This window comes from Proteiniphilum sp. UBA1028, from assembly GCF_002316955.1.
GTDB lineage: Bacteria > Bacteroidota > Bacteroidia > Bacteroidales > Dysgonomonadaceae > Proteiniphilum.
In genome coordinates, this window is the sequence record NZ_DCEN01000034.1 from 7,542 (window position 1) to 26,684 (window position 19,143).

Here is a 19,143-nt window from a genome sequence, read left to right on the forward strand (position 1 = left end):
ATGTTTCGATGTTTTACAAGCGTATAAACCTCTAGACTAAACCTTGAAACCTTTCAACCCTTTAATCTTCCCTCTTTGCTCGTTTGGTTTCCCAGACAAAGTAGGCCAGCAATCCCAGAAATGCGACCAGTGACGTGATCTGGGCACCTGTGCCGTGAGGGTCGGCCCACAGGTTCGAGTTCAGTGCGTTGCTGTCGCCCGTGAGGAAGATGATGAGTGCGCCCACCACACCGAAGAGAGCCGCACCGGCGATGAAGCCGGAGGAGATGAGGATGGCCCGCTGGTGACGTGCATTGGTCAGCTTCGGATCCTTCTTGCTCTTGTTGATCCAGTGGTTGAGCAGTCCCCCTACAACCAGCGGCGTGTTGAGCTGTAGCGGGATAAACATGCCGAGGGCAAAAGCCAGCGGCGAGACACCGAGCCAGTTCACCAGGATGGCGATGACGGCGCCGATGCCGAGGAGCATCCAGCTGACGCCGCTACCCGCCATGAGGGGTTCGATGATGGCGGCCATGGCGTTGGCCTGCGGGGCGACCATGGGGTTGGGGTGCTCGGGCGTGGCGACGAAGCCGTAGGCCTCGTTCAGGATAAAGATGACTGCTCCCACGGTGGCTGCCGACACCAGGGTGCCGAGGAACTTCCAGGACTCCTGTTTGGCGGGGGTGGTGCCGATCCAGTAACCGATCTTCAGGTCGGTGACGAATCCTCCCGCCATGGAGAGGGCGGTGCAGACGATGCCGCCGATGATGAGCCCGCTCACCATACCCTGCCAGCCTTCGAGGCCGACGGCGACGAGGATCACCGACGAGAGGATAAGTGTCATCAGGGTCATCCCCGACACAGGATTGGAGCCGACGATGGCGATGGCGTTGGCAGCGACAGTTGTAAAGAGAAAGGAGATTACCGTGATGGTGATCAGCGCCACGATGGCTTGTAACAGTGTGATCTTTACTCCAAGGAGGAGGAAGACGAAGACGGCGATCAGGGTGAGGAAGAGGAAGAGCGCCACGAACGACATCTTCAGATCGCGGCTGGTTCGCTTCTCGTCTGCTTGCACGCCGGCACCGGCAATATTTTTACCGGTAGCCAGCTTGAAGGCGCTGCCGATGACACCGGACGACTTGATGATGCCGATGATGCCGGCCATGGCAATGGCACCGATGCCGATGGGACGTACATATTCGGTGAAGATGGCTTCGGCCGAGAGTGCGGCGAAGGGGTTGACGCCCCCGCCGGTGGCAGCTGCCAGCGCACCAATCTCGTTCACAAGGGGTACCAGCACCAGCCAGGAGAGGAGGGAACCGACGGTGATGATGAGTGCATAACGTAGCCCGACCAGGTAGCCAAAGCTGAAGATGAGGGCGCTCACGTTGAACTTGAGTACCATTTTAAACTTGTCGGCAAGCATGGCGCCGGCAGGGATGATGCGGGTGGTGATCTCTTCGCTCCAGAGGCGGAAAGTGGAGAAACAGAAGTCGAACAGCCCCCCGATGAGTCCGCTGGTGATGAGCAGGCGGGCTTTGTTGCCTCCCTTCTCGCCGGTCATCAGGATCTCCGTGGTGGCTGTCGCCTCGGGGAAGGGAAGCTTGCCGTGCATGTCCTTCACAAAATATTTGCGGAAGGGAATCAGGAAGAGAATGCCGAGAAATCCGCCGAGCAGCGATGAGAAAAAGATCTGCCAGAAGTTGATCTGTATCTCTGGATATTTTGCCTGAAGAATATAGAGGCCGGGGATGGTGAAAACGGCGCCGGCGACAATGACGCCCGACGAGGCGCCGATGGACTGGATGATGACATTCTGTCCCAGTGCGTTCTTCTTGCGGAAAGCGGCCGAGGCTCCCACGGCAATGATGGAGATGGGGATGGCGGCTTCGAATACCTGTCCGATCTTCAGTCCGGAGTAGGCGGCGGCGGCCGAGAAGATCACGGCCATGAGGAGACCCATGGCGACAGACCAGCCAGTGACTTCGGCAACAGGCCTGTCTGCCGGCAGTACGGGTTTGTATTCTTCCCCGGGGGTTAACTCCCGATACGCATTTTCGGGCAATTCAGTTACTTTCTTTTCTTCTTCTTCCATTACAGTATATGATGTTTATTTGTTGAGAGCGATCCCGGTTATTGCCGGTTTCACGAGCGTGATGCCGACGGCTGAAAACGCACAGCTTATTGCCGGAAGCGGCTGGTCGAATACAAACAGCTGATTCTGTTGTGAAGTTGACCAACATGCCTGGTCGCAATTTTTTTGCCGAAAATACAAAAAAAACCGTAAAGGGCACGCCTGTTTTCATAGTTTGTGTTGAATTTGTTACATTTGCGTGATTAATGGGAAAAACAATGAGAAAAATATTTTTGACCGCTCTGGTGGCATCTTTTTTGCTGCCTGCAGTGATGTATGGCGATACGCTGGGCGATATTCTGGATGGTAAGTATGTCCCCCGCGGGGTGAAGAGCATGGTCTCGTCGGCCGACGGGATGCATTATTATCAGGCGGACCCCGCGCAGACAGCCGTAATCAAGTATGCGTACGCTACGGGAGAGGCTGTGGATACACTGTTTAGCACGCGTACGGCCCGCAACTGCTCCTTCAGCAGCTTTGAAGGATTCCAGGTGAGCGACGACGAGAACCGTGTGCTGGTCTACCGCGACAGGGAACAGATCTACCGTCGCTCGTTCCGGGCTGACTACTACTATCACGACGTGCGCCGCAACATGGTGCGCAAGCTTACGGATCATCCGTCGAAGCAGATGATCCCCACCTTCTCTCCGGACGGTAAAATGGTGGCCTATGTGATCGACAATGATATCTGGCTGACGAAGTTTGACTTTGATACCGAGTCGCAGGTGACCAGGGACGGTGCGCAGGACAGCATCATCAATGGCGCCACCGACTGGGTCTATGAGGAGGAGTTTGGCACTACGCGGCTGATGGAGTTCTCTCCCGACAACAGCCTGCTTGCTTTCGTTCGTACCGACGAGTCGGCGGTGAAGGAGTTCTCCTTTCAGACGTTTCAGGAACAGCTTTATCCTGGTTATTACAGTTTTAAATACCCCAAAGCGGGGGAGGCCAATGCGAAGGTGGAGTGCCGTGTGTTTGATATTGCCGCCCGCACCACCCGCACCCTGAAGGTGCCGTTGGAGGGCGACGGGTATATCCCCCGCATCGCCTTCACGAACGATCCGGCCCGGCTGGCGGTGATGACGCTCAACAGGGACCAGAACCGCTTCGAACTCTACTTTGTGAATCCACGCTCCACGGAGGCAAAGCTGGTCTTGCGGGAGGAGAATAAATACTATGTGGATGCAGACTGGCTCAATTCGATTCACTTTTTGAATGACCAGTTTACCTACATATCGGAAAAGGATGGTTTCAGCCACATCTACGTGTACGGACTCTCGGGAACATTGCAGAAGCAGCTCACCACGGGCAGCTACGACGTGACGGCCCTCCTCGCGGTAGATCCGCAGAGCAAGACGGTGTTTTACAAGGCGGCCGACGAGAGTCCCCTCCGGCGGAACATCTACCGGATCAATATCGACAAGGGGGAACCCCGGAAGCTGTCGGCTCAGCCGGGTTTTAATTCGGCTGTCTCGTTCAGTGCGCAGGGCAGGTTCTATGTGCAGCGCCATTCCGATGCAAACACTCCGCCGGTGATCACACTCCACGATAACAACGGCAGGCAATTGCGCGTGCTGGAGGATAACGGGGCGCTGCAGGCGACCGTGGCTGCTGCGCGCTTCCCGAAGCGGGAGTTTATAACCCTGCCTGCTGCCGATGGCGTCACGCAGCTCCACGGGTGGGTGCTGAAGCCGGTCAACTTCAACCCGGCAAAGAAGTATCCCGTGGTGATGGTGCAATATAGCGGCCCCAATTCGCAGGAGGTGCAGGATAAATTCGAAATTGACTGGTATCACGCACTGACCGGGAAGGATATTGTGGTGGCCTGCGTGGATGGCCGTGGCACCGGTGCGCGAGGCGAGGAGTTTCGTAAATGCACCTACATGAAGCTGGGCATGACCGAGTCGGACGACCAGATTGCCGCAGCACGCTATCTGGGCTCGCTGCCCTATGTGGACGCAAACCGGATCGGTATCTGGGGATGGAGCTACGGAGGATACAACGTGCTGATGAGCATGAGCCGCGGCAACGGCATCTTCAAGGCGGGTGTGGCCATTGCCCCGGTGACCGACTGGCGTTTCTATGATACGGTTTACACCGAGCGGTTCATGCGTACGCCGCAGCAGAACAACGACGGATACAACAACGGCTCTGCGATCACACTGGCAGGGCAGCTGCAGGGCAAGCTGCTCTTGATTCACGGGATGGCAGACGATAACGTGCATTTCCAAAACTCCGTGGAATATACGCGGGCGCTCATTCGTGCCAACAAACAGTTTGACCTTTTTTTCTTTCCCGACAAGAATCATTTCATCTCTGGCGGGAATGCCAAGCGTTACCTGTACGACAAAGTCATTGCCTATTTTCAGGAATACCTCTGATCCTGAATGGCTCTCTGTGCCGGGCCGGGTGCCTGCCGCCTGTCGCCAGTTACGCGGGAGGCACTCTTTTTATTGCCTAAACAAAAATGTCTTTTTATTGTTATTAAGAAGGCATTTTAGTAAATCCGTCGTCACCGATGATTGATTTGACAGCGCCAGAATAGAGGTTTCATTAACAGCAGAGAAAGTTTGTTTATTGTAATCTTTCGTTCGTAAAACGAAAGAGATTGGTTATGGGAGATTATTTAAATATACGGCAAATATTCAGAAACCCGGCTTTCGGACTCATTCCGTTGATTGTTTTTTCGTTTCTTGTGAGCTTCACCGATTCGTGGGCATCGACGGGGGGAGCGCTGTTGTTGTCGCTGATCGGCTATGTTGCCGTGCGCAAGCAGAGCCGACTCATTTATATGATATCCATCGTTGTGTTTGCCATAGCCACGATGCTCTCCTTTGGCCCTTTTGCAAACCTGCACGCAATAAACCGTTTCGTGGTGGTGGAGGTGATCTTCATACTGGCGCTCGTCGCTATCCGGCTGTCGCGGGGTAAAATTGTAAAGCGCCTGGGAAAGACCCGAAACCTGATGCTCAAGAACTACCTGAAAGAATCGTTCCGCGTAGCTTTTCAAACGCAATACGGCCTCTCCATCCTTGTGCTGCTGGTGTTGCTGCCTTATCTGTTCGATAACAGCGATTGGTTGCAGACGCAAGGGTCGTTCATCATGATTGTCAGCCAGGTTACGCTGGTGGCTATTGTGCTGCTGGAGGAGGGGAGGCTTTCCATCCTCCGGCGGAGGCTGGTGTGCGAGGAGTGGCTGCCCGTAGTCACAGAGCGGGGCGAGGTGACAGGCCGTGTGGCCAAGTCGATCACCAAAGACTTGAAAAACAGGTTTATGCACCCCGTAGTGCGTGTGGCGCTCATCCACAAGGGGAGTATCTACCTGCAGGAGCGGGACCCTAGCCGGTTGCTGAACCCGGGGATGCTCGATTATCCGTTCGAAAAGTACATGCAGTATAACGACGATATTGACGAGACGGTGCGTCGAAGCATTGCACAGGAGTGTGGCAGCAACGACCTCCCTCTTCGCTTTCTTTTGAAATATACCTTTGAGAATGAGGCGACAAAGCGGCTTATTTTTCTTTATGTTTCCGATGTGGAGGATGAGGTACTTTATAACAGCCTCCGGCTGAAAGGAGGCAAGCTGTGGACCGAGGCGCAGATAGAGGATAACATGGGCAACCGCATCTTTTCGGAGTGTTTTGAACTGGAGTTTGAATACCTGAAGAACACAGTGCTGCTGGCGTCGCGCTTCAGAGACAAGCAGTGAACACATCAGGAAGAAAAGAGGAGTGGAAAGAACAATCAAACTGCAAAGTGATGGTCGAAGGAAAAGCAACAGGCAGCTAAACTCGCGTTCGGCTGCCTGTTCATCGTTTAAATATAAAAAAGAAAAAAGTTATTTGTAAGCTGTCAGTCTTCGGCTGTCAGTTTTTTTTAGTTGCCATCGTCAGTAATCAGCTATCTGCTTCCGGGCTCTCCGGCTTTTTCCTCCGGAGCGGCCGACTCATTTTTCAGGGTGCCCGATAGCCTGGAGATGCTTTTGAGGTCGATCTTCCCGGAGACGGTGATGATGCTCAGCTTGCTGTTTTCGTCGAGCGAGATGAGGATGAGGTCCTGTTTTTTATCGTCCTCTCTCTTCATCCAGACAGATATTCTGGAGTTTCTTTCGTTTACCGAGACCACCTCTTCGTAATCGCCAAACTCCTCTTTTATCAGTTCGTTGGCTTTCTGGAAGTAGTACCTGGAGTCTTTTGCATCTTCGCTGCTCACGATCCGTATGCTTTTGAGTTCCTTGAACGCACTCCTCAGTTCTTCGTCCTCGGTGTTGGCTGCCATCTTGTCGAGCATTGTCTTGCCGATGTTCACGTTGTTCAGCGGGCGATCCTCCTCGCCGTATTTGTTGATGAACTGCGTGACAAAGCCATTCGCAAAAAGTGAGACGGATGTCAGCATGATCGTTATGATCAAGATTGTTTTTCTCATATATTTTCCTTCATTTTGACGGTTGGAATGAGGGCGCCCCGGCTCACGGTGTCATCGTCCTGCGAAAGGGCTGCAAGCGAGTCGGCTTCCACCTCGTCTGTCACGAGCGAGTCGATCGCCGACCAGTCGATGTCGAGGTCGTCAATCACGCGAATGGTTTGCAGGGAGGCTTCCTCGGTTGTCTGCAAAGCATGGGAGAGTGCTTCCAGCGCGTAGGTGGCGTCCTTTATGGCTGCGTTGGGGTCGTCGTATGTTTCCACAAACCAGGGTTTGTTGTTCTGGCGGGTGATGAAGAAGATGCTTGCCCCAAGTCCCACGATAAGCAGTAGGGATGCTGCCACGCGCAGCAGGGGGGCAAAGATGCGAATGGTGATGTATTGTTTGCTCCGGTCTTCTTCTTTGTCCATGGCCTCTTTCAGTCGTTCGTTGAAGCCTTCGCTCAGGGTGACAGACCGTTCCTCGTTGATATAGGAGAAGTAAGGAGCATAGGGCTTCCCCGCGGCCGGCAGGTCGCCCCCCCTGAAGAAATCGCGCAGTTCCTGCTCTTCGGCAAGGGTGGTCTCGCAATCCCAGTACCTTTCCAATAATGTCTGTATGTGTCTGTCGTCCTTAGCTGTCATATCCCGCTAGCAATTCTTTCATTTTTTTTCGTGCCCTGAAGAGGCTTATCTTTACCAGGTCTTCGCTGATGGCGAGCGCGTGGGCAATCTCCCTGTAACTCATCCCTTCCACCTCCCGGAGCCGGAATGTGAGCTGCTGGTTCTCGGGAAGCTCCTCCATGCATTGTTCGATGAGGAGGCGTTGTTCTTTCCTGACCAGCTCGCGATGCGGCGAGTGACTGTCCACGAAATAAAGATCTTCCTGTTCCCTTTCAATGGTGCCCGTCTTGCGGACGGCCATGGAGGCCAGCCTGTCGAGCGCCATGTTCTTGATGGCTCTGAAGCAGTATGCTTCCAGATTTTCAATATCGCTCCACTCTTCTTTCCTGCTCCAGAGCTTGAGCAGCAGGTCCTGCAGGATGTCCTCGGCTTCGGCCCGGTCCCTGACAATGCCGTATGCCAGGCGGAAAAGCCGATCTTTCATCGGCAGGATGATTTCGTGGAATGGTTCGATACTCATTATGGAATGACGGTTGACCGGCGAAAAAGTTACACCGGAATGCAAAAATAATTTTTTCCCGGGATTTAAACGGGTTAATATAACGTAAAAACCTTTCCGCTTGCCAACGCTTCCATCTTCTAACTTCCCAATCGACAAACACCTACACCCCGAAACTTGCATGCCTGCCTACCGGCAAAGGCGAAAATGCAAAACGTTGAATCCTTTTTAAAAAAATAGCTTCAAACGCTTGCATATCTTTCTGATTATTTGTAATTTTGTGCCGTTTTTCACCCGAACAGAAAGGTTATTAAATGATAATCAGGGCATTATTGTGTGCCAAGTGGGTGATAGACAGGATGAACGGAATTATTTAAAAAATAGCAATACGTAAAAAGAAAGCAGAAGATGCCTACAATTCAACAACTAGTAAGAAAAGGACGTACCACCCTTACGGATAAAAGCAAATCGCCCGCTCTGGACTCCTGTCCGCAGCGTCGTGGGGTTTGTGTGAGAGTGTACACCACTACTCCAAAGAAGCCGAACTCAGCCATGAGAAAGGTGGCTCGTGTGCGTTTAACAAACTCGAAGGAAGTGAACGCTTACATTCCGGGAGAAGGACACAACCTGCAGGAGCACTCGATTGTGCTGGTGCGTGGCGGACGTGTGAAGGACCTTCCCGGTGTGCGTTATCACATTGTGCGTGGTACCCTGGATACTGCCGGTGTAAACGGTCGTACCCAACGTCGTTCCAAATATGGGGCAAAACGTCCCAAACCGGGAGCAAAGACAGCTGTAGCAGCTAAGCCGGGAGCAAAGAAGAAGTAATTTCTTCCGCAACAACTCTATTTTAAGAAGAAGTAAAATTATTAAATCGCTGTTGAAATTTTTGGGATTCGCTACTTATTACAGGTTGAGTAAATAAACTCGGAGGAGTTTGTTGAAGACAGTTTAAACGGCAACCAAACAACACAAAATTTTTAGACAATGAGAAAAACAAAACCTAAAAAAAGACAGGTTCTCCCTGATCCTGTTTATGGTGATGTAAGGGTAACAAAGTTTGTTAACCACCTTATGTATGACGGCAAGAAAAGTATCTCCTACGATATTTTCTATACCGCATTGGACACTGTAAAGGCTAAAATGCCTAACGAAGAAAAGTCAGCTCTCGAGATTTGGAAAGCTGCTCTCGACAATATTACCCCTCAGGTGGAAGTGAAGTCACGCCGCGTTGGCGGTGCCACATTTCAGGTTCCGACCGAAATAAGACCCGAAAGAAAAGAATCCGTTTCAATGAAAAACCTCATTATGTACGCACGTAAGAGAGGTGGAAAGACGATGGCCGACAAGTTGGCTGCCGAGATTGTTGATGCCTACAACAATCAGGGGGGTTCTTTCAAGCGGAAAGAGGATATGCACAGAATGGCAGAAGCAAACCGTGCTTTTGCTCACTTTAGATTTTAATTAGAAAGAAGGTAAAAAAGATGGCTAAGGGTTCAAAAGAAGCATTACAATTCACTCGTAATCTAGGTATCATGGCGCATATTGACGCCGGCAAGACCACCACATCGGAGCGTATCCTGTTTTATACGGGACTCACGCACAAGATTGGCGAGGTGCACGACGGTGCGGCCACCATGGACTGGATGGAGCAGGAGCAGGAACGGGGGATCACCATCACCTCGGCTGCCACCACTACGAGCTGGAAATATGACAACCAGACATACAAGATAAATTTGATCGACACCCCGGGACACGTGGATTTCACGGTGGAGGTAGAGCGTTCGCTGCGTGTGCTTGATGGCGCCGTGGCCGCGTTTTGTGCCGTTGGAGGTGTGGAGCCGCAGTCGGAGACCGTTTGGCGTCAGGCCGACAAGTACAAAGTGCCCCGTATCGGCTATGTGAATAAGATGGACCGCTCGGGAGCAAACTTCTTTGATGTGGTACGCCAGGTAAAGGAGATGTTGGGCGCTACAGCGTGTCCCATTCAGATACCGATCGGGGCGGAAGAGAACTTCAAGGGAGTGGTTGATTTGGTAACGATGAAGGCGCTCTACTGGCACGACGAGACAATGGGTGCCGACTACGACGTGGTGGATATTCCCGCTGACCTGCAGGACGAAGCCAATGAGTGGCGCGAGAAGATGCTCGAGATCCTTGCCGAATGTGATGATGCGCTGATGGAAAAGTTCTTCGATGCTCCCGATACAATTACCGAGGAGGAGATCAGAAGAGCAATCAGAAAAGGGACGTTGTCGATGCAGATCAATCCGATGATCTGTGGATCGTCGTTCAAAAACAAGGGAGTACAGACATTGCTCGATGCTGTGTGTGCTTACCTGCCGAGTCCTGCGGATACGGAAGCGATTTCCGGTACCGACCCCAGTGACTCGGAGAAGGTGTTGTTGCGTCATCCCGATCCAGACGAACCCATGAGTGCACTTGCGTTCAAGATTGCTACCGATCCCTATGTGGGACGTTTGTGTTTCTTCCGCGTATACTCGGGTGAGATTGAGGCCGGATCGTACGTGTACAACCCACGCTCGGGAAAGAAGGAGCGTATTTCCCGTCTCTTCCAGATGCACTCCAACAAGCAGAATCCGAAAGATTTTATCGGAACGGGAGACATTGGCGCCGGTGTAGGATTCAAAGATATCCGTACCGGCGACACGTTGTGCGACGAGAACAAGCCGATCATCCTGGAAGCAATTGACTTCCCCGATCCGGTGATTGGTATTGCCGTAGAGCCCAAGACCCAGAAAGATCTGGATAAGCTCTCTACCGGACTGGCCAAGCTGTCGGAGGAGGATCCCACGTTCACCGTGAAAACCGACGAGGAGACTGGCCAGACCGTGATCTCGGGCATGGGTGAGCTTCACCTGGAGATCATCATCGACCGTCTGAAACGTGAGTTTAAGGTGGAAGCAAACCAGGGACGTCCCCAGGTTTCGTACAAAGAGGCGATCACCAAACCGGTGGAACTGCGGGAAGTGTACAAGAAACAGTCGGGTGGCCGCGGTAAGTTCGCCGATATCATTGTGCGCGTGGAGCCTGCCGATCCCGGCTTTGAAGGCGATTTGCAGTTCGTGGACGAGGTGAAGGGCGGCAATATTCCGAAGGAATTCATCCCTTCCATCCAGAAAGGATTCCAACGTGCCATGAAGAATGGTGTGTTGGCCGGATATGCTCTCGATAAGCTGAAAGTGACCGTGATTGACGGTTCTTACCATGCGGTGGACTCCGACCAGTTGTCGTTTGAGATCTGCGCCATGCAGGCGTTCAAGAATGCTTCGGAAAAGGCAGGCCCCGTATTGCTGGAGCCGATCATGAAAGTGGAGGTGGTAACACCCGAAGAGAGCATGGGAGATGTGATCTCCGACCTGAACAAACGCCGCGGACAGATTGAAGGAATGGAATCGAACCGTTCCGGCGCCCGTGTGGTGAAAGCCAAGACGCCGCTGGCGGAGATGTTTGGATATGTGACCTCGTTGCGTACCATCACCTCGGGACGTGCTACGTCGACCATGTCGTTTTCTCATTTTGAAGAAGTGTCTTCTTCCATCGCCAAGCAGGTATTGACGGAGGTACAAGGCCGTGTTGATTTGATCAAATAATTTAACAGATATGAGCCAAAAAATCAGAATCAAACTGAAATCTTACGATTATAGCCTCGTTGACAAGTCAGCCGAGAAAATCGTGAAAACCGTAAAAGCTACGGGTGCTGTGGTAAGCGGTCCAATTCCGCTGCCTACTCACAAACGCATTTTTACCGTGAACCGTTCGACTTTCGTGAACAAGAAGTCACGCGAACAGTTCGAGTTGGCCTCCTTCAAGCGCCTCATCGACATTTACAGTTCCACAGCCAAGACCGTGGATGCGTTGATGAAGCTTGAGCTTCCCAGCGGCGTAGAAGTGGAAATTAAAGTGTGATAACTAGACACAAGAGTCAATAAACAGGATACAAGACAGAAGAATCAAGACATAAAAGTCTTGGTTCCGGTCTTGGATAATTCTTTTTGATTCTTCGATCGGATAATAATTAATTATAAACAACAGAGAAATGCCAGGATTATTAGGAAAAAAAATCGGAATGACATCCGTTTTCAGTGCCGAGGGAAAAAATATTCCATGCACTGTTATCGAAGCAGGTCCTTGCGTGGTTACTCAGGTGAAGACAACCGAAAACGACGGTTATGATGCTATTCAGCTCGGGTTTGTGGACAAGAAAGACAAACACACCCCGAATCCTGAAAAAGGTCACTTCAAGAAAGCAGGAGTAACACCCAAGAGACACTTGGCCGAGTTCAAAGGATTTGGAAACGAGTACAAGCCCGGTTCCGAGATCACTGTTGATCTTTTCAACGACACCGTATATGTGGACGTGATCGGCACATCGAAAGGAAAAGGATTCCAGGGCGTAGTGAAACGTCACGGATTTGCAGGTGTGGGACAGTCCACACACGGACAGCACAACAGGCTGCGTGCTCCCGGTTCAATCGGTGCGGCTTCATATCCCGCCAAGGTGTTCAAGGGAACCCGCATGGCCGGACAGATGGGGAACAAACGGGTAACCGTACAGAGCCTCCAGGTAATTAAAGTGATTCCGGAACACAACCTCCTTCTGGTGAAGGGATCGGTGCCGGGAGCAAAAGGTTCAATCGTCATAATTGAAAAATAAAATGGAATTAAGTATTTACAATATCAAAGGAGAGGTAACAGACAAGAAGGTGACACTCGATGATTCCATTTTCGGGATTGAGCCTAACAATCATGTTATCTGGCTGGATGTTAAGCAGTACCTTGCCAACCAACGTCAGGGTACGCATAAAACGAAAGAAAGAAACGAGATCGCCGGGAGTACCCGCAAGCTGATCCGCCAGAAAGGCGGCGGCGGTGCCCGCCGCGGCGACATCAAATCGCCCCTGCTGGTGGGAGGAGGTCGTGTATTTGGCCCCCAGCCCCGCGATTACAGCTTCAAGCTGAACAAGAAAGTGAAGGCGCTCGCCCGCAAATCGGCCCTTTCGTTGAAAGCAAAAGAAAATGCGATCATTGTGGTGGAGGATTTTGATTTCGACACTCCAAAAACAAAGCGCATTGTTGAGTTGACAAAAAATCTGCAACTCGCTGATAAAAAGCTACTTTTCGTTTTGCCAGGTCAAAATAAAAACGTATATTTGTCGGCTCGCAATTTGGGAAAAGTGAGTGTTGTAACAGCCTCAGACATAAACACATACGGAATTATGAATTGTGGAAGTCTGGTGATGACCGAGTCGTCGCTGGCTGTGATTGATAACCTGTTTAAAGCATAAGGAGAGAGAAAATGAGTGTAATAGTAAAACCCATATTCACCGAAAAGCAAACGGCCCTCACCGACAAGTATGAGAACCGTTATGGTTTCATCGTGAAGCCTTCTGCAAACAAGGTTGAAATCAAGAAAGCTGTGGAAGCGCTCTACAACGTTCACGTGGAAAGCGTGAACACGATGAAGTATGATGGCAAGAAACGTAGCCGTTACACGAAATCGGGTATGGTAAACGGCAGTACGTCCGCGTACAAAAAAGCAATCATCACCCTGAAGAAGGGTGAAACCATCGATCTATTCAGCAATATTTAAAAGAAATGGCAATACGTAAATTAAAGCCCACAACACCGGGGCAAAGACACAAGATTATCGGTTCATTTGATAATATCACTGCAAGTGTACCGGAGAAATCTCTTGTAGTTGGCAAGAAAGCGTCGGGTGGCCGCAACAACCAGGGTAAGATGACCATGGGTTATCTGGGTGGCGGACACAAAAGACGCTTCAGGGTGATCGACTTCAAGAGAACAAAAGATGGTATCCCTGCCGTAGTCAAAAGCATTGAGTATGATCCCAACCGTTCGGCACGCATCGCGTTGCTTTATTATGCCGACGGAGAGAAGACTTATATTTTGGCTCCCAACGGCTTACAGGTGGGAACCTCAGTGATGTCGGGGCCCGCTGCAGCCCCTGAAGTTGGCAATGCACTGCCTCTGTCGGTGATTCCTATCGGTACCGTAGTTCACAACATCGAACTGCGTCCCGGACAGGGAGCCAAGATGGCACGTTCTGCCGGAACATTTGCACAGCTTGTATCGCGCGAAGATAATTACGCGATCATCAAGATGCCTTCCGGCGAAGTACGCAAGATCCTGTCTGCATGTAAAGCGACTATCGGTAGTGTGGGTAATTCGGATCATGCTCTGGAGAAATCAGGTAAAGCCGGTCGTTCACGTTGGCTTGGACGCCGTCCGCACAACCGCGGGGTTGTTAAGAACCCGGTTGACCACCCCATGGGTGGTGGTGAAGGACGTGCATCGGGAGGCCACCCGCGTTCACCGAAAGGCTTATATTCTAAGGGCTTGAAAACAAGAGCTCCTAAAAAACATTCTTCGAAATACATTGTAGAGAGAAGAAAAAAGAAGTAATCTGATTAATTAAACATCACTATGAGCAGATCATTAAAAAAGGGCCCCTTTATCAATCTGAAACTGGAGAAGAAGGTGACGACCATGAACGAGAGCGGTAAGAAGACCGTAATCAAAACGTGGGCACGCGCTTCTATGATATCACCTGATTTTGTGGGACATACCATTGCTGTGCATAACGGGAACAAATTCATTCCGGTTTATATCACAGAGAACATGGTTGGGCATAAACTGGGCGAATTCGCTGTTACCCGCACGTTCCGCGGACACGCCGGCAACAGAAAGAAATAAGGTCAGGGCGCTAACGAATAAAGAAAAACAGAAAAGACATGAGTGCTAGAAAAAGAATATCAGCCGAACAGAGAAAAGAAAATCGCAAAGAGGTTTCTTTCGCCGTGTTGAAGAACGTTCCCAGCTCACCACGCAAGATGCGTTACGTAGCCGATATGGTACGGGGAATGGAAGTGTTCAAGGCACTGGGCGTTTTGAAGTTCTCCAACAAAGAGGCGTCCAGCAAGATCGAGAAGTTGTTGCTTTCAGCTATTGCCAACTGGGAACAGAAGAATGAGCGCAAAGCCGAAACAGGCGAGCTTTACATAAAGACGATTTCCGTGGACGAGGGTGCTACGCTGAAGAGACTTCGTCCTGCCCCGCAGGGTCGTGGATACAGGATCCGCAAACGTTCGAATCACGTGACCATTGTGGTAGATACATTCAAGAAAGAAGAACAAGAACAAAACTAAGAAGATGGGACAAAAAGTAAATCCGATAGCAAATCGTTTGGGAATCATCAAGGGATGGGACTCCAACTGGTACGGCGGAAATAATTATGGTGACATCTTGCTCGAAGACAGCAAAATCCGCACCTATTTGAATGCCCGTCTGTCCAAAGCAAGTGTATCGCGCATTGTCATTGAGCGGACATTGAAGCTGGTGACCATCACCATTTGTACAGCACGCCCCGGCATCATCATCGGTAAGGGAGGCCAGGAGGTGGACAAGCTGAAAGAGGAGTTGATGAAGATCACCGACAAAGACATACAGATCAACATATTCGAAATTAAGAAGCCGGAGTTGGATGCCGTGATTGTGGCCAACAACGTAGCTCGCCAGATTGAAGGGAAGATTGCTTACCGCCGTGCCGTGAAGATGGCCATCGCCGCTACCATGAGAATGGGAGCCGAGGGGATCAAGATTCAGGTATCGGGTCGCTTGAACGGCGCTGAAATGGCTCGTTCGGAGATGTATAAGGAAGGGAGAACCCCGCTTCACACTTTCCGTGCCGACATCGACTATGCACACGCCGAAGCACTGACTAAAGTAGGGCTTATTGGCGTAAAGGTGTGGATTTGTCGTGGTGAAATCTATGGCAAGAAAGATCTGGCGCCTTCGTTCGCCACGTCGAAAGACAATCGTCCGCACAGTGGCGGTAACCGTGGCGGCGGAAATCGTCCGGAAGGCGGCCGTGGTGGCAGACGTAACAGAAGAAACAACAAAAACGCTTAATTGAAGAAAATATGTTACAACCAAAGAAAACAAGATTCAGAAGACAGCAGAAAGGACGCATGAAAGGCAATGCCGGACGTGGCCACGAGCTGGCATTCGGTTCTTTTGGGATTAAATCATTGCAATCTAAGTGGATCACCGGAAGTCAGATTGAAGCTGCCCGTATCGCTGTAACGCGCTACATGCAACGTCAGGGACAGGTTTGGGTACGTATTTTCCCCGATAAGCCTATCACGAAGAAACCCGCCGAAGTGCGTATGGGTAAGGGAAAAGGTAACCCCGAAGGATTCGTGGCGCCTGTGACCCCCGGAAGAATTATTTTTGAGATAGAAGGTGTGTCGTTTGATGTGGCAAAAGAGGCGCTGCGTCTGGCAGCTCAAAAGTTGCCGGTGACCACCAAGTTTGTGGTCCGGACGGATTATGATTATCAGAAAAAATCGTAAAGAGAGATGAAGAAGCAGGAAGAATTACTAGAGCTGTCCGACAAGGATCTGAAAGAGAGATTGGATGCCGAAGTGATGGAATTGACCCAGTTGCGGATCAACCACACCATCACTCCGCTCGATAACTCAGGCTCAATAAGGGAGAAGCGCAGAAACATTGCCCGCATTCATACAGAATTGCGTGCCAGAGAGTTGAAAAAACAACAATAACAGAGAGAATGGAAACGAGAAATTTAAGAAAAGAAAGAATCGGGGTCGTTTTCAGCGATAAGATGGACAAGACCGTCACCGTTGCTGTAAAATGGAAAGAGAAACACCCTATATATGGGAAGTTCGTTAGTAAAACGAAGAAATTTCACGCCCATGATGAGAAAAACGACTGCCACATTGGTGATACAGTTCGTATAATGGAAACGCGTCCTTTGAGCAAGTCGAAGAGATGGAGAGTGGTTGAAGTAATGGAAAGGGCCAAGTAAGATGATACAGCAAGAATCAAGATTAAAGGTTACTGACAACAGCGGAGCGAAGGAAGTGCTTTGCATCCGCGTATTGGGCGGTACAAGAAGGCGCTATGCGTCGGTAGGGGATATCATTGTTGTTTCTGTCAAGAGCACGATCCCATCGAGTGATATTAAGAAAGGATCTGTATCAAAAGCAATCATCGTGCGTACGAAAAAAGAGATTCGTCGTGCCGACGGTTCCTACATACGCTTCGACGACAACGCCTGCGTTCTGCTGAACAATGCCGGCGAGTTGAGAGGAAGCCGTATCTTCGGGCCGGTAGCGCGTGAGCTGCGTACCACAAACATGAAGATTGTCTCCTTAGCTCCCGAAGTATTATAACTATTCAACATTCACAGGCAATGACAAAATTACATATAAAGAAAGGCGATACGGTTTACGTAAATTCCGGCGAAGACAAAGGAAAGACGGGCCGCGTACTGGAAGTTCTTGTGGACAAGAACCGTGCAGTGGTGGAAGGCGTAAACATTGTATCGAAACATACCAAGCCCAACGCCCAGAATCCGAATGGCGGCATTGAAAAGAAAGAAGCTTCCGTGCATCTCTCCAAGCTGAATCCGGTGGATCCGAAGACGGGAAAACCCACCCGCGTTGGTAGAAAACTAGACAATAAAGGCAAATCAGTGCGTTACGCAAAAAAATCAGGGGAGGTAATTAAATGAGTACTGCAACATACGAAGTAAATTTAAAGAAAGATTACAAAGAGCGTGTAGTTCCTGCTTTGATGAAGGAGTTCAGCTACAAGTCAGTGATGCAGGTGCCTCGTCTGGAGAAGATCGTGATTAACCAGGGCCTTGGTATTGCCGTGGCCGACAAGAAGATCATCGAGACCGCCATAAACGAGCTGACCTCCATTACCGGCCAGAAGGCTGTGGCCACCACCTCGCGCAAGGACATCTCCAACTTCAAGCTGCGTAAGAAGATGCCAATTGGCGTGCGCGTCACGCTGCGTCACGATAAGATGTATGAATTTCTGGAGAGACTGGTGCGTGTGGCGCTGCCCCGTATCCGTGACTTCAAGGGAATTGACGGCAAGCTCGACGGCAGGGGAAATTACACACTGGGTATCCAGGAGCAGATAATTTTCCCGGAGATCAACATCGACAACATCAGTCGTTTGCTGGGGATGAACATCACCTTTGTGACCACCGCACCTACCGACGAAGAAGGGTATGCTCTTCTGAGAGAGTTCGGATTACCGTTTAAGAAAGATCATTAGTGAGCTAATGACCAAAAATTGATCAAAAAAACAGATAGATAATGGCAAAAGAATCAATGAAAGCCCGTGAGGTGAAAAGAGCCAGGATGGTTGCCCGTTATGCCGAAAAGAGAGCCAAATATCTCGCCGAAGGTGATTACGAAGCACTCCAGACTATTCCCAAGAACGCTTCTCCGGTGCGCCTGCACAACCGTTGCAAAATTACCGGACGTCCTAAGGGATATATGCGTCAGTTTGGCCTCTCCCGTATTCAGTTCCGTGAAATGGCTTCCAAAGGCCTGATTCCCGGAGTGAAGAAAGCAAGCTGGTAGTCCGGTTAAAAGGGAAACGGCAGAAAGACAGAATTTCAATAAATATTGTCCCGGCAGTCGGGATCAATTTAATTTTTTAGTATATGACAGATCCAATAGCAGATTATTTGACGCGGCTACGAAACGCTATCCAGGCGAAGCATCGTGTGGTGGAGATTCCCGCATCGAATTTAAAAAAAGACATCACAAAGATTCTTTTTGAGAAAGGCTACATCCTTAACTATAAGTTTGTAGAGGATGGTCCCCAGGGCACCATCATGATCGCACTCAAGTACGATCCGGTGAACAAGGTAAATGCCATCAAAAAACTGAAACGCGTTTCTTCGCCCGGTTTACGTCAGTATGTCGGCCACAAAGAGATGCCGCGCGTACTCAATGGTTTGGGTATTGCCATATTATCTACTTCAAACGGAGTAATGACAGATAAAGAGGCCCGCGAACAAAAAGTTGGCGGCGAAGTATTGTGTTACGTATATTAATTTGAAGGAGAGAACAATATGTCAAGAATAGGAAAATTACCCATTACCTTGCCTGCAGGCGTTACCGTTACTGTGGGAGAAGACAATGTGATTACACTGAAGGGGCCCAAGGGCGAAATGAAACAACAGGTTAACCCCAACATGAAAGTGAAAGTAGACGGTGGTCAGCTGATCATCGAACGGCCCGACGACGAAAAAGAAAACCGCGCATTGCACGGTCTTTACCGTTCTTTATTATTCAATATGGTTACAGGCGTAACGGAAGGTTTCCGTAAAGAGCTGGAGCTGGTAGGTGTTGGTTACCGTGTGACCAACAGCGGACAGGTGCTGGAGCTCTCGCTTGGCTATACCCACAGCATCTTGATGGAATTGCCCAAAGAGATCAAGGTGGAGACCAAGATGGAGAGGAACAAGAACCCGCTCATCATGCTCGAGTCGTGTGACAAACAACTGCTCGGACAGGTATGTGCCAAGATCCGTTCGTTCCGCAAGCCGGAGCCTTACAAAGGAAAAGGTGTCCGTTTTGTGGGTGAACAGGTACGCCGCAAATCGGGTAAGACAGCAGGTAAATAATCTA

26 protein-coding genes are annotated in these 19,143 nt (G+C 50.4%); 22 read left to right on the forward strand and 4 right to left on the reverse strand.

The features are described from left to right. Window positions 1-61: 61 nt before the first annotated feature. Window positions 62-2,077 carry an OPT family oligopeptide transporter gene (locus B3Z75_RS04990; protein ID WP_294068277.1) on the reverse strand — a complete coding sequence of 672 codons (2,016 nt, stop codon included), beginning with the start codon at window positions 2,075-2,077 and terminating at the stop codon, window positions 62-64. A gap of 257 nt (window positions 2,078-2,334) precedes the next feature. On the opposite strand from B3Z75_RS04990, the gene B3Z75_RS04995 reads away from it, so the two are divergent. Both B3Z75_RS04995 and B3Z75_RS05000 read left to right on the forward strand, forming a co-directional pair. Further along, window positions 2,335-4,497: a S9 family peptidase gene (locus B3Z75_RS04995; RefSeq protein ID WP_294068279.1), complete on the forward strand. Its 2,163-nt coding sequence runs from the start codon at window positions 2,335-2,337 to the stop codon at window positions 4,495-4,497. 233 nt (window positions 4,498-4,730) lie between these two features. Then, complete coding sequence (locus B3Z75_RS05000; protein ID WP_294068281.1) at window positions 4,731-5,825, forward strand: hypothetical protein; 1,095 nt, start codon at window positions 4,731-4,733, stop codon at window positions 5,823-5,825. Between the two features lie 191 nt (window positions 5,826-6,016). Here the strand turns inward: B3Z75_RS05000 and B3Z75_RS05005 are convergent, their stop codons facing one another. Genes B3Z75_RS05005 through B3Z75_RS05015 form a run of 3 tightly spaced genes read right to left on the reverse strand, consistent with a single transcriptional unit; the run spans window position 6,017 to window position 7,624 of the window. Further along, a complete protein-coding gene (locus B3Z75_RS05005) occupies window positions 6,017-6,541 on the reverse strand; it encodes a DUF4252 domain-containing protein (protein WP_294068283.1) in 525 nt (174 codons plus the stop codon). Beyond that, entirely contained in the window at window positions 6,538-7,161 is a 624-nt protein-coding gene (locus tag B3Z75_RS05010; protein WP_294068285.1) for a hypothetical protein, read from the reverse strand. Before B3Z75_RS05010 ends, B3Z75_RS05005 begins: the two co-directional genes overlap by 4 nt. Continuing rightward, complete coding sequence (locus B3Z75_RS05015; protein ID WP_294068287.1) at window positions 7,151-7,624, reverse strand: RNA polymerase sigma factor; 474 nt, start codon at window positions 7,622-7,624, stop codon at window positions 7,151-7,153. The genes B3Z75_RS05010 and B3Z75_RS05015 overlap by 11 nt, the downstream gene beginning before the upstream one ends. A 423-nt stretch (window positions 7,625-8,047) precedes the next feature. On the opposite strand from B3Z75_RS05015, the gene rpsL reads away from it, so the two are divergent. The 20 genes from rpsL to rplF all read left to right on the forward strand — a co-directional run bounded on the left by rpsL (window position 8,048) and on the right by rplF (window position 19,139). Continuing rightward, window positions 8,048-8,467, forward strand: coding sequence for a 30S ribosomal protein S12 (rpsL, locus tag B3Z75_RS05020; RefSeq protein ID WP_294068290.1), 420 nt, complete (start codon window positions 8,048-8,050; stop codon window positions 8,465-8,467). Between the two features lie 159 nt (window positions 8,468-8,626). Beyond that, window positions 8,627-9,103 carry a 30S ribosomal protein S7 gene (rpsG, locus tag B3Z75_RS05025; RefSeq protein WP_294068292.1) on the forward strand — a complete coding sequence of 159 codons (477 nt, stop codon included), beginning with the start codon at window positions 8,627-8,629 and terminating at the stop codon, window positions 9,101-9,103. A gap of 20 nt (window positions 9,104-9,123) precedes the next feature. Then, the gene (gene fusA / locus B3Z75_RS05030) at window positions 9,124-11,253 is read left to right on the forward strand and encodes an elongation factor G (protein WP_294068294.1); all 2,130 of its coding nucleotides are present in this window, start codon (window positions 9,124-9,126) and stop codon (window positions 11,251-11,253) included. Between the two features lie 10 nt (window positions 11,254-11,263). Beyond that, window positions 11,264-11,569: a 30S ribosomal protein S10 gene (rpsJ, locus tag B3Z75_RS05035; protein ID WP_019541341.1), complete on the forward strand. Its 306-nt coding sequence runs from the start codon at window positions 11,264-11,266 to the stop codon at window positions 11,567-11,569. 130 nt (window positions 11,570-11,699) lie between these two features. After that, on the forward strand, window positions 11,700-12,317 hold the full coding sequence (gene rplC / locus B3Z75_RS05040) for a 50S ribosomal protein L3 (RefSeq protein WP_294068301.1): 618 nt from the start codon (window positions 11,700-11,702) through the stop codon (window positions 12,315-12,317). A 1-nt stretch (window position 12,318) separates the two neighbouring features. Next, window positions 12,319-12,948, forward strand: a complete 630-nt coding sequence (gene rplD, locus B3Z75_RS05045) for a 50S ribosomal protein L4 (RefSeq protein ID WP_294068303.1) — start codon at window positions 12,319-12,321, stop codon at window positions 12,946-12,948. Window positions 12,949-12,959: 11 nt separating this feature from the next. Then, window positions 12,960-13,253 (forward strand): 50S ribosomal protein L23, encoded by a 294-nt coding sequence (gene rplW, locus B3Z75_RS05050; RefSeq protein WP_294068305.1) that lies wholly within the window; start codon window positions 12,960-12,962, stop codon window positions 13,251-13,253. A gap of 5 nt (window positions 13,254-13,258) precedes the next feature. Beyond that, window positions 13,259-14,086 (forward strand): 50S ribosomal protein L2, encoded by an 828-nt coding sequence (gene rplB / locus B3Z75_RS05055; protein WP_294068307.1) that lies wholly within the window; start codon window positions 13,259-13,261, stop codon window positions 14,084-14,086. Window positions 14,087-14,107: 21 nt separating this feature from the next. Continuing rightward, complete coding sequence (gene rpsS, locus B3Z75_RS05060; RefSeq protein ID WP_294068309.1) at window positions 14,108-14,377, forward strand: 30S ribosomal protein S19; 270 nt, start codon at window positions 14,108-14,110, stop codon at window positions 14,375-14,377. Window positions 14,378-14,415: 38 nt separating this feature from the next. Then, window positions 14,416-14,829 (forward strand): 50S ribosomal protein L22, encoded by a 414-nt coding sequence (gene rplV / locus B3Z75_RS05065; RefSeq protein WP_294068311.1) that lies wholly within the window; start codon window positions 14,416-14,418, stop codon window positions 14,827-14,829. 4 nt (window positions 14,830-14,833) lie between these two features. Further along, window positions 14,834-15,592 (forward strand): 30S ribosomal protein S3, encoded by a 759-nt coding sequence (gene rpsC / locus B3Z75_RS05070; RefSeq protein WP_294068313.1) that lies wholly within the window; start codon window positions 14,834-14,836, stop codon window positions 15,590-15,592. Window positions 15,593-15,603: 11 nt separating this feature from the next. Beyond that, window positions 15,604-16,035, forward strand: coding sequence for a 50S ribosomal protein L16 (gene rplP / locus B3Z75_RS05075; RefSeq protein WP_294068315.1), 432 nt, complete (start codon window positions 15,604-15,606; stop codon window positions 16,033-16,035). 6 nt (window positions 16,036-16,041) lie between these two features. After that, window positions 16,042-16,245 carry a 50S ribosomal protein L29 gene (gene rpmC, locus B3Z75_RS05080; RefSeq protein ID WP_294068317.1) on the forward strand — a complete coding sequence of 68 codons (204 nt, stop codon included), beginning with the start codon at window positions 16,042-16,044 and terminating at the stop codon, window positions 16,243-16,245. A gap of 8 nt (window positions 16,246-16,253) precedes the next feature. Continuing rightward, the gene (rpsQ, locus tag B3Z75_RS05085) at window positions 16,254-16,511 is read left to right on the forward strand and encodes a 30S ribosomal protein S17 (protein WP_294068319.1); all 258 of its coding nucleotides are present in this window, start codon (window positions 16,254-16,256) and stop codon (window positions 16,509-16,511) included. Window position 16,512: 1 nt separating this feature from the next. Further along, window positions 16,513-16,878 (forward strand): 50S ribosomal protein L14, encoded by a 366-nt coding sequence (gene rplN, locus B3Z75_RS05090; protein ID WP_294068321.1) that lies wholly within the window; start codon window positions 16,513-16,515, stop codon window positions 16,876-16,878. A 20-nt stretch (window positions 16,879-16,898) separates the two neighbouring features. Further along, entirely contained in the window at window positions 16,899-17,219 is a 321-nt protein-coding gene (gene rplX, locus B3Z75_RS05095; RefSeq protein ID WP_294068323.1) for a 50S ribosomal protein L24, read from the forward strand. Beyond that, the gene (gene rplE, locus B3Z75_RS05100; protein WP_294068325.1) at window positions 17,216-17,776 is read left to right on the forward strand and encodes a 50S ribosomal protein L5; all 561 of its coding nucleotides are present in this window, start codon (window positions 17,216-17,218) and stop codon (window positions 17,774-17,776) included. Before rplX ends, rplE begins: the two co-directional genes overlap by 4 nt. A gap of 41 nt (window positions 17,777-17,817) precedes the next feature. After that, window positions 17,818-18,087, forward strand: a complete 270-nt coding sequence (rpsN, locus tag B3Z75_RS05105) for a 30S ribosomal protein S14 (protein ID WP_294068327.1) — start codon at window positions 17,818-17,820, stop codon at window positions 18,085-18,087. Window positions 18,088-18,170: 83 nt separating this feature from the next. Beyond that, window positions 18,171-18,566, forward strand: a complete 396-nt coding sequence (gene rpsH / locus B3Z75_RS05110) for a 30S ribosomal protein S8 (RefSeq protein ID WP_294068328.1) — start codon at window positions 18,171-18,173, stop codon at window positions 18,564-18,566. 18 nt (window positions 18,567-18,584) lie between these two features. Next, window positions 18,585-19,139: a 50S ribosomal protein L6 gene (gene rplF / locus B3Z75_RS05115; RefSeq protein WP_294068330.1), complete on the forward strand. Its 555-nt coding sequence runs from the start codon at window positions 18,585-18,587 to the stop codon at window positions 19,137-19,139. The last annotated feature ends 4 nt before the right edge of the window (window positions 19,140-19,143 follow it).

Bases quoted from the DNA above. Each gene is read 5' to 3' on its own strand.
- B3Z75_RS04990 (WP_294068277.1), bottom strand. From the start codon at position 2,077: ATGGAAGAAGAAGAAAAGAAAGTAACTGAATTGCCCGAAAATGCGTAT.
- rpsN (WP_294068327.1), top strand. From the start codon at position 17,818: ATGGCAAAAGAATCAATGAAAGCCCGTGAGGTGAAAAGAGCCAGGATG.
- rpmC (WP_294068317.1), top strand. From the start codon at position 16,042: ATGAAGAAGCAGGAAGAATTACTAGAGCTGTCCGACAAGGATCTGAAA.
- rplV (WP_294068311.1), top strand. From the start codon at position 14,416: ATGAGTGCTAGAAAAAGAATATCAGCCGAACAGAGAAAAGAAAATCGC.
- rplX (WP_294068323.1), top strand. From the start codon at position 16,899: ATGACAAAATTACATATAAAGAAAGGCGATACGGTTTACGTAAATTCC.
- fusA (WP_294068294.1), top strand. From the start codon at position 9,124: ATGGCTAAGGGTTCAAAAGAAGCATTACAATTCACTCGTAATCTAGGT.
- B3Z75_RS04995 (WP_294068279.1), top strand. From the start codon at position 2,335: ATGAGAAAAATATTTTTGACCGCTCTGGTGGCATCTTTTTTGCTGCCT.
- B3Z75_RS05000 (WP_294068281.1), top strand. From the start codon at position 4,731: ATGGGAGATTATTTAAATATACGGCAAATATTCAGAAACCCGGCTTTC.
- B3Z75_RS05015 (WP_294068287.1), bottom strand. From the start codon at position 7,624: ATGAAAGATCGGCTTTTCCGCCTGGCATACGGCATTGTCAGGGACCGG.
- B3Z75_RS05010 (WP_294068285.1), bottom strand. From the start codon at position 7,161: ATGACAGCTAAGGACGACAGACACATACAGACATTATTGGAAAGGTAC.
- B3Z75_RS05005 (WP_294068283.1), bottom strand. From the start codon at position 6,541: ATGAGAAAAACAATCTTGATCATAACGATCATGCTGACATCCGTCTCA.
- rpsG (WP_294068292.1), top strand. From the start codon at position 8,627: ATGAGAAAAACAAAACCTAAAAAAAGACAGGTTCTCCCTGATCCTGTT.
- rpsL (WP_294068290.1), top strand. From the start codon at position 8,048: ATGCCTACAATTCAACAACTAGTAAGAAAAGGACGTACCACCCTTACG.
- rpsQ (WP_294068319.1), top strand. From the start codon at position 16,254: ATGGAAACGAGAAATTTAAGAAAAGAAAGAATCGGGGTCGTTTTCAGC.
- rplD (WP_294068303.1), top strand. From the start codon at position 12,319: ATGGAATTAAGTATTTACAATATCAAAGGAGAGGTAACAGACAAGAAG.
- rpsS (WP_294068309.1), top strand. From the start codon at position 14,108: ATGAGCAGATCATTAAAAAAGGGCCCCTTTATCAATCTGAAACTGGAG.
- rplW (WP_294068305.1), top strand. From the start codon at position 12,960: ATGAGTGTAATAGTAAAACCCATATTCACCGAAAAGCAAACGGCCCTC.
- rplC (WP_294068301.1), top strand. From the start codon at position 11,700: ATGCCAGGATTATTAGGAAAAAAAATCGGAATGACATCCGTTTTCAGT.
- rplN (WP_294068321.1), top strand. From the start codon at position 16,513: ATGATACAGCAAGAATCAAGATTAAAGGTTACTGACAACAGCGGAGCG.
- rplF (WP_294068330.1), top strand. From the start codon at position 18,585: ATGTCAAGAATAGGAAAATTACCCATTACCTTGCCTGCAGGCGTTACC.
- rpsC (WP_294068313.1), top strand. From the start codon at position 14,834: ATGGGACAAAAAGTAAATCCGATAGCAAATCGTTTGGGAATCATCAAG.
- rplE (WP_294068325.1), top strand. From the start codon at position 17,216: ATGAGTACTGCAACATACGAAGTAAATTTAAAGAAAGATTACAAAGAG.
- rpsH (WP_294068328.1), top strand. From the start codon at position 18,171: ATGACAGATCCAATAGCAGATTATTTGACGCGGCTACGAAACGCTATC.
- rpsJ (WP_019541341.1), top strand. From the start codon at position 11,264: ATGAGCCAAAAAATCAGAATCAAACTGAAATCTTACGATTATAGCCTC.
- rplB (WP_294068307.1), top strand. From the start codon at position 13,259: ATGGCAATACGTAAATTAAAGCCCACAACACCGGGGCAAAGACACAAG.
- rplP (WP_294068315.1), top strand. From the start codon at position 15,604: ATGTTACAACCAAAGAAAACAAGATTCAGAAGACAGCAGAAAGGACGC.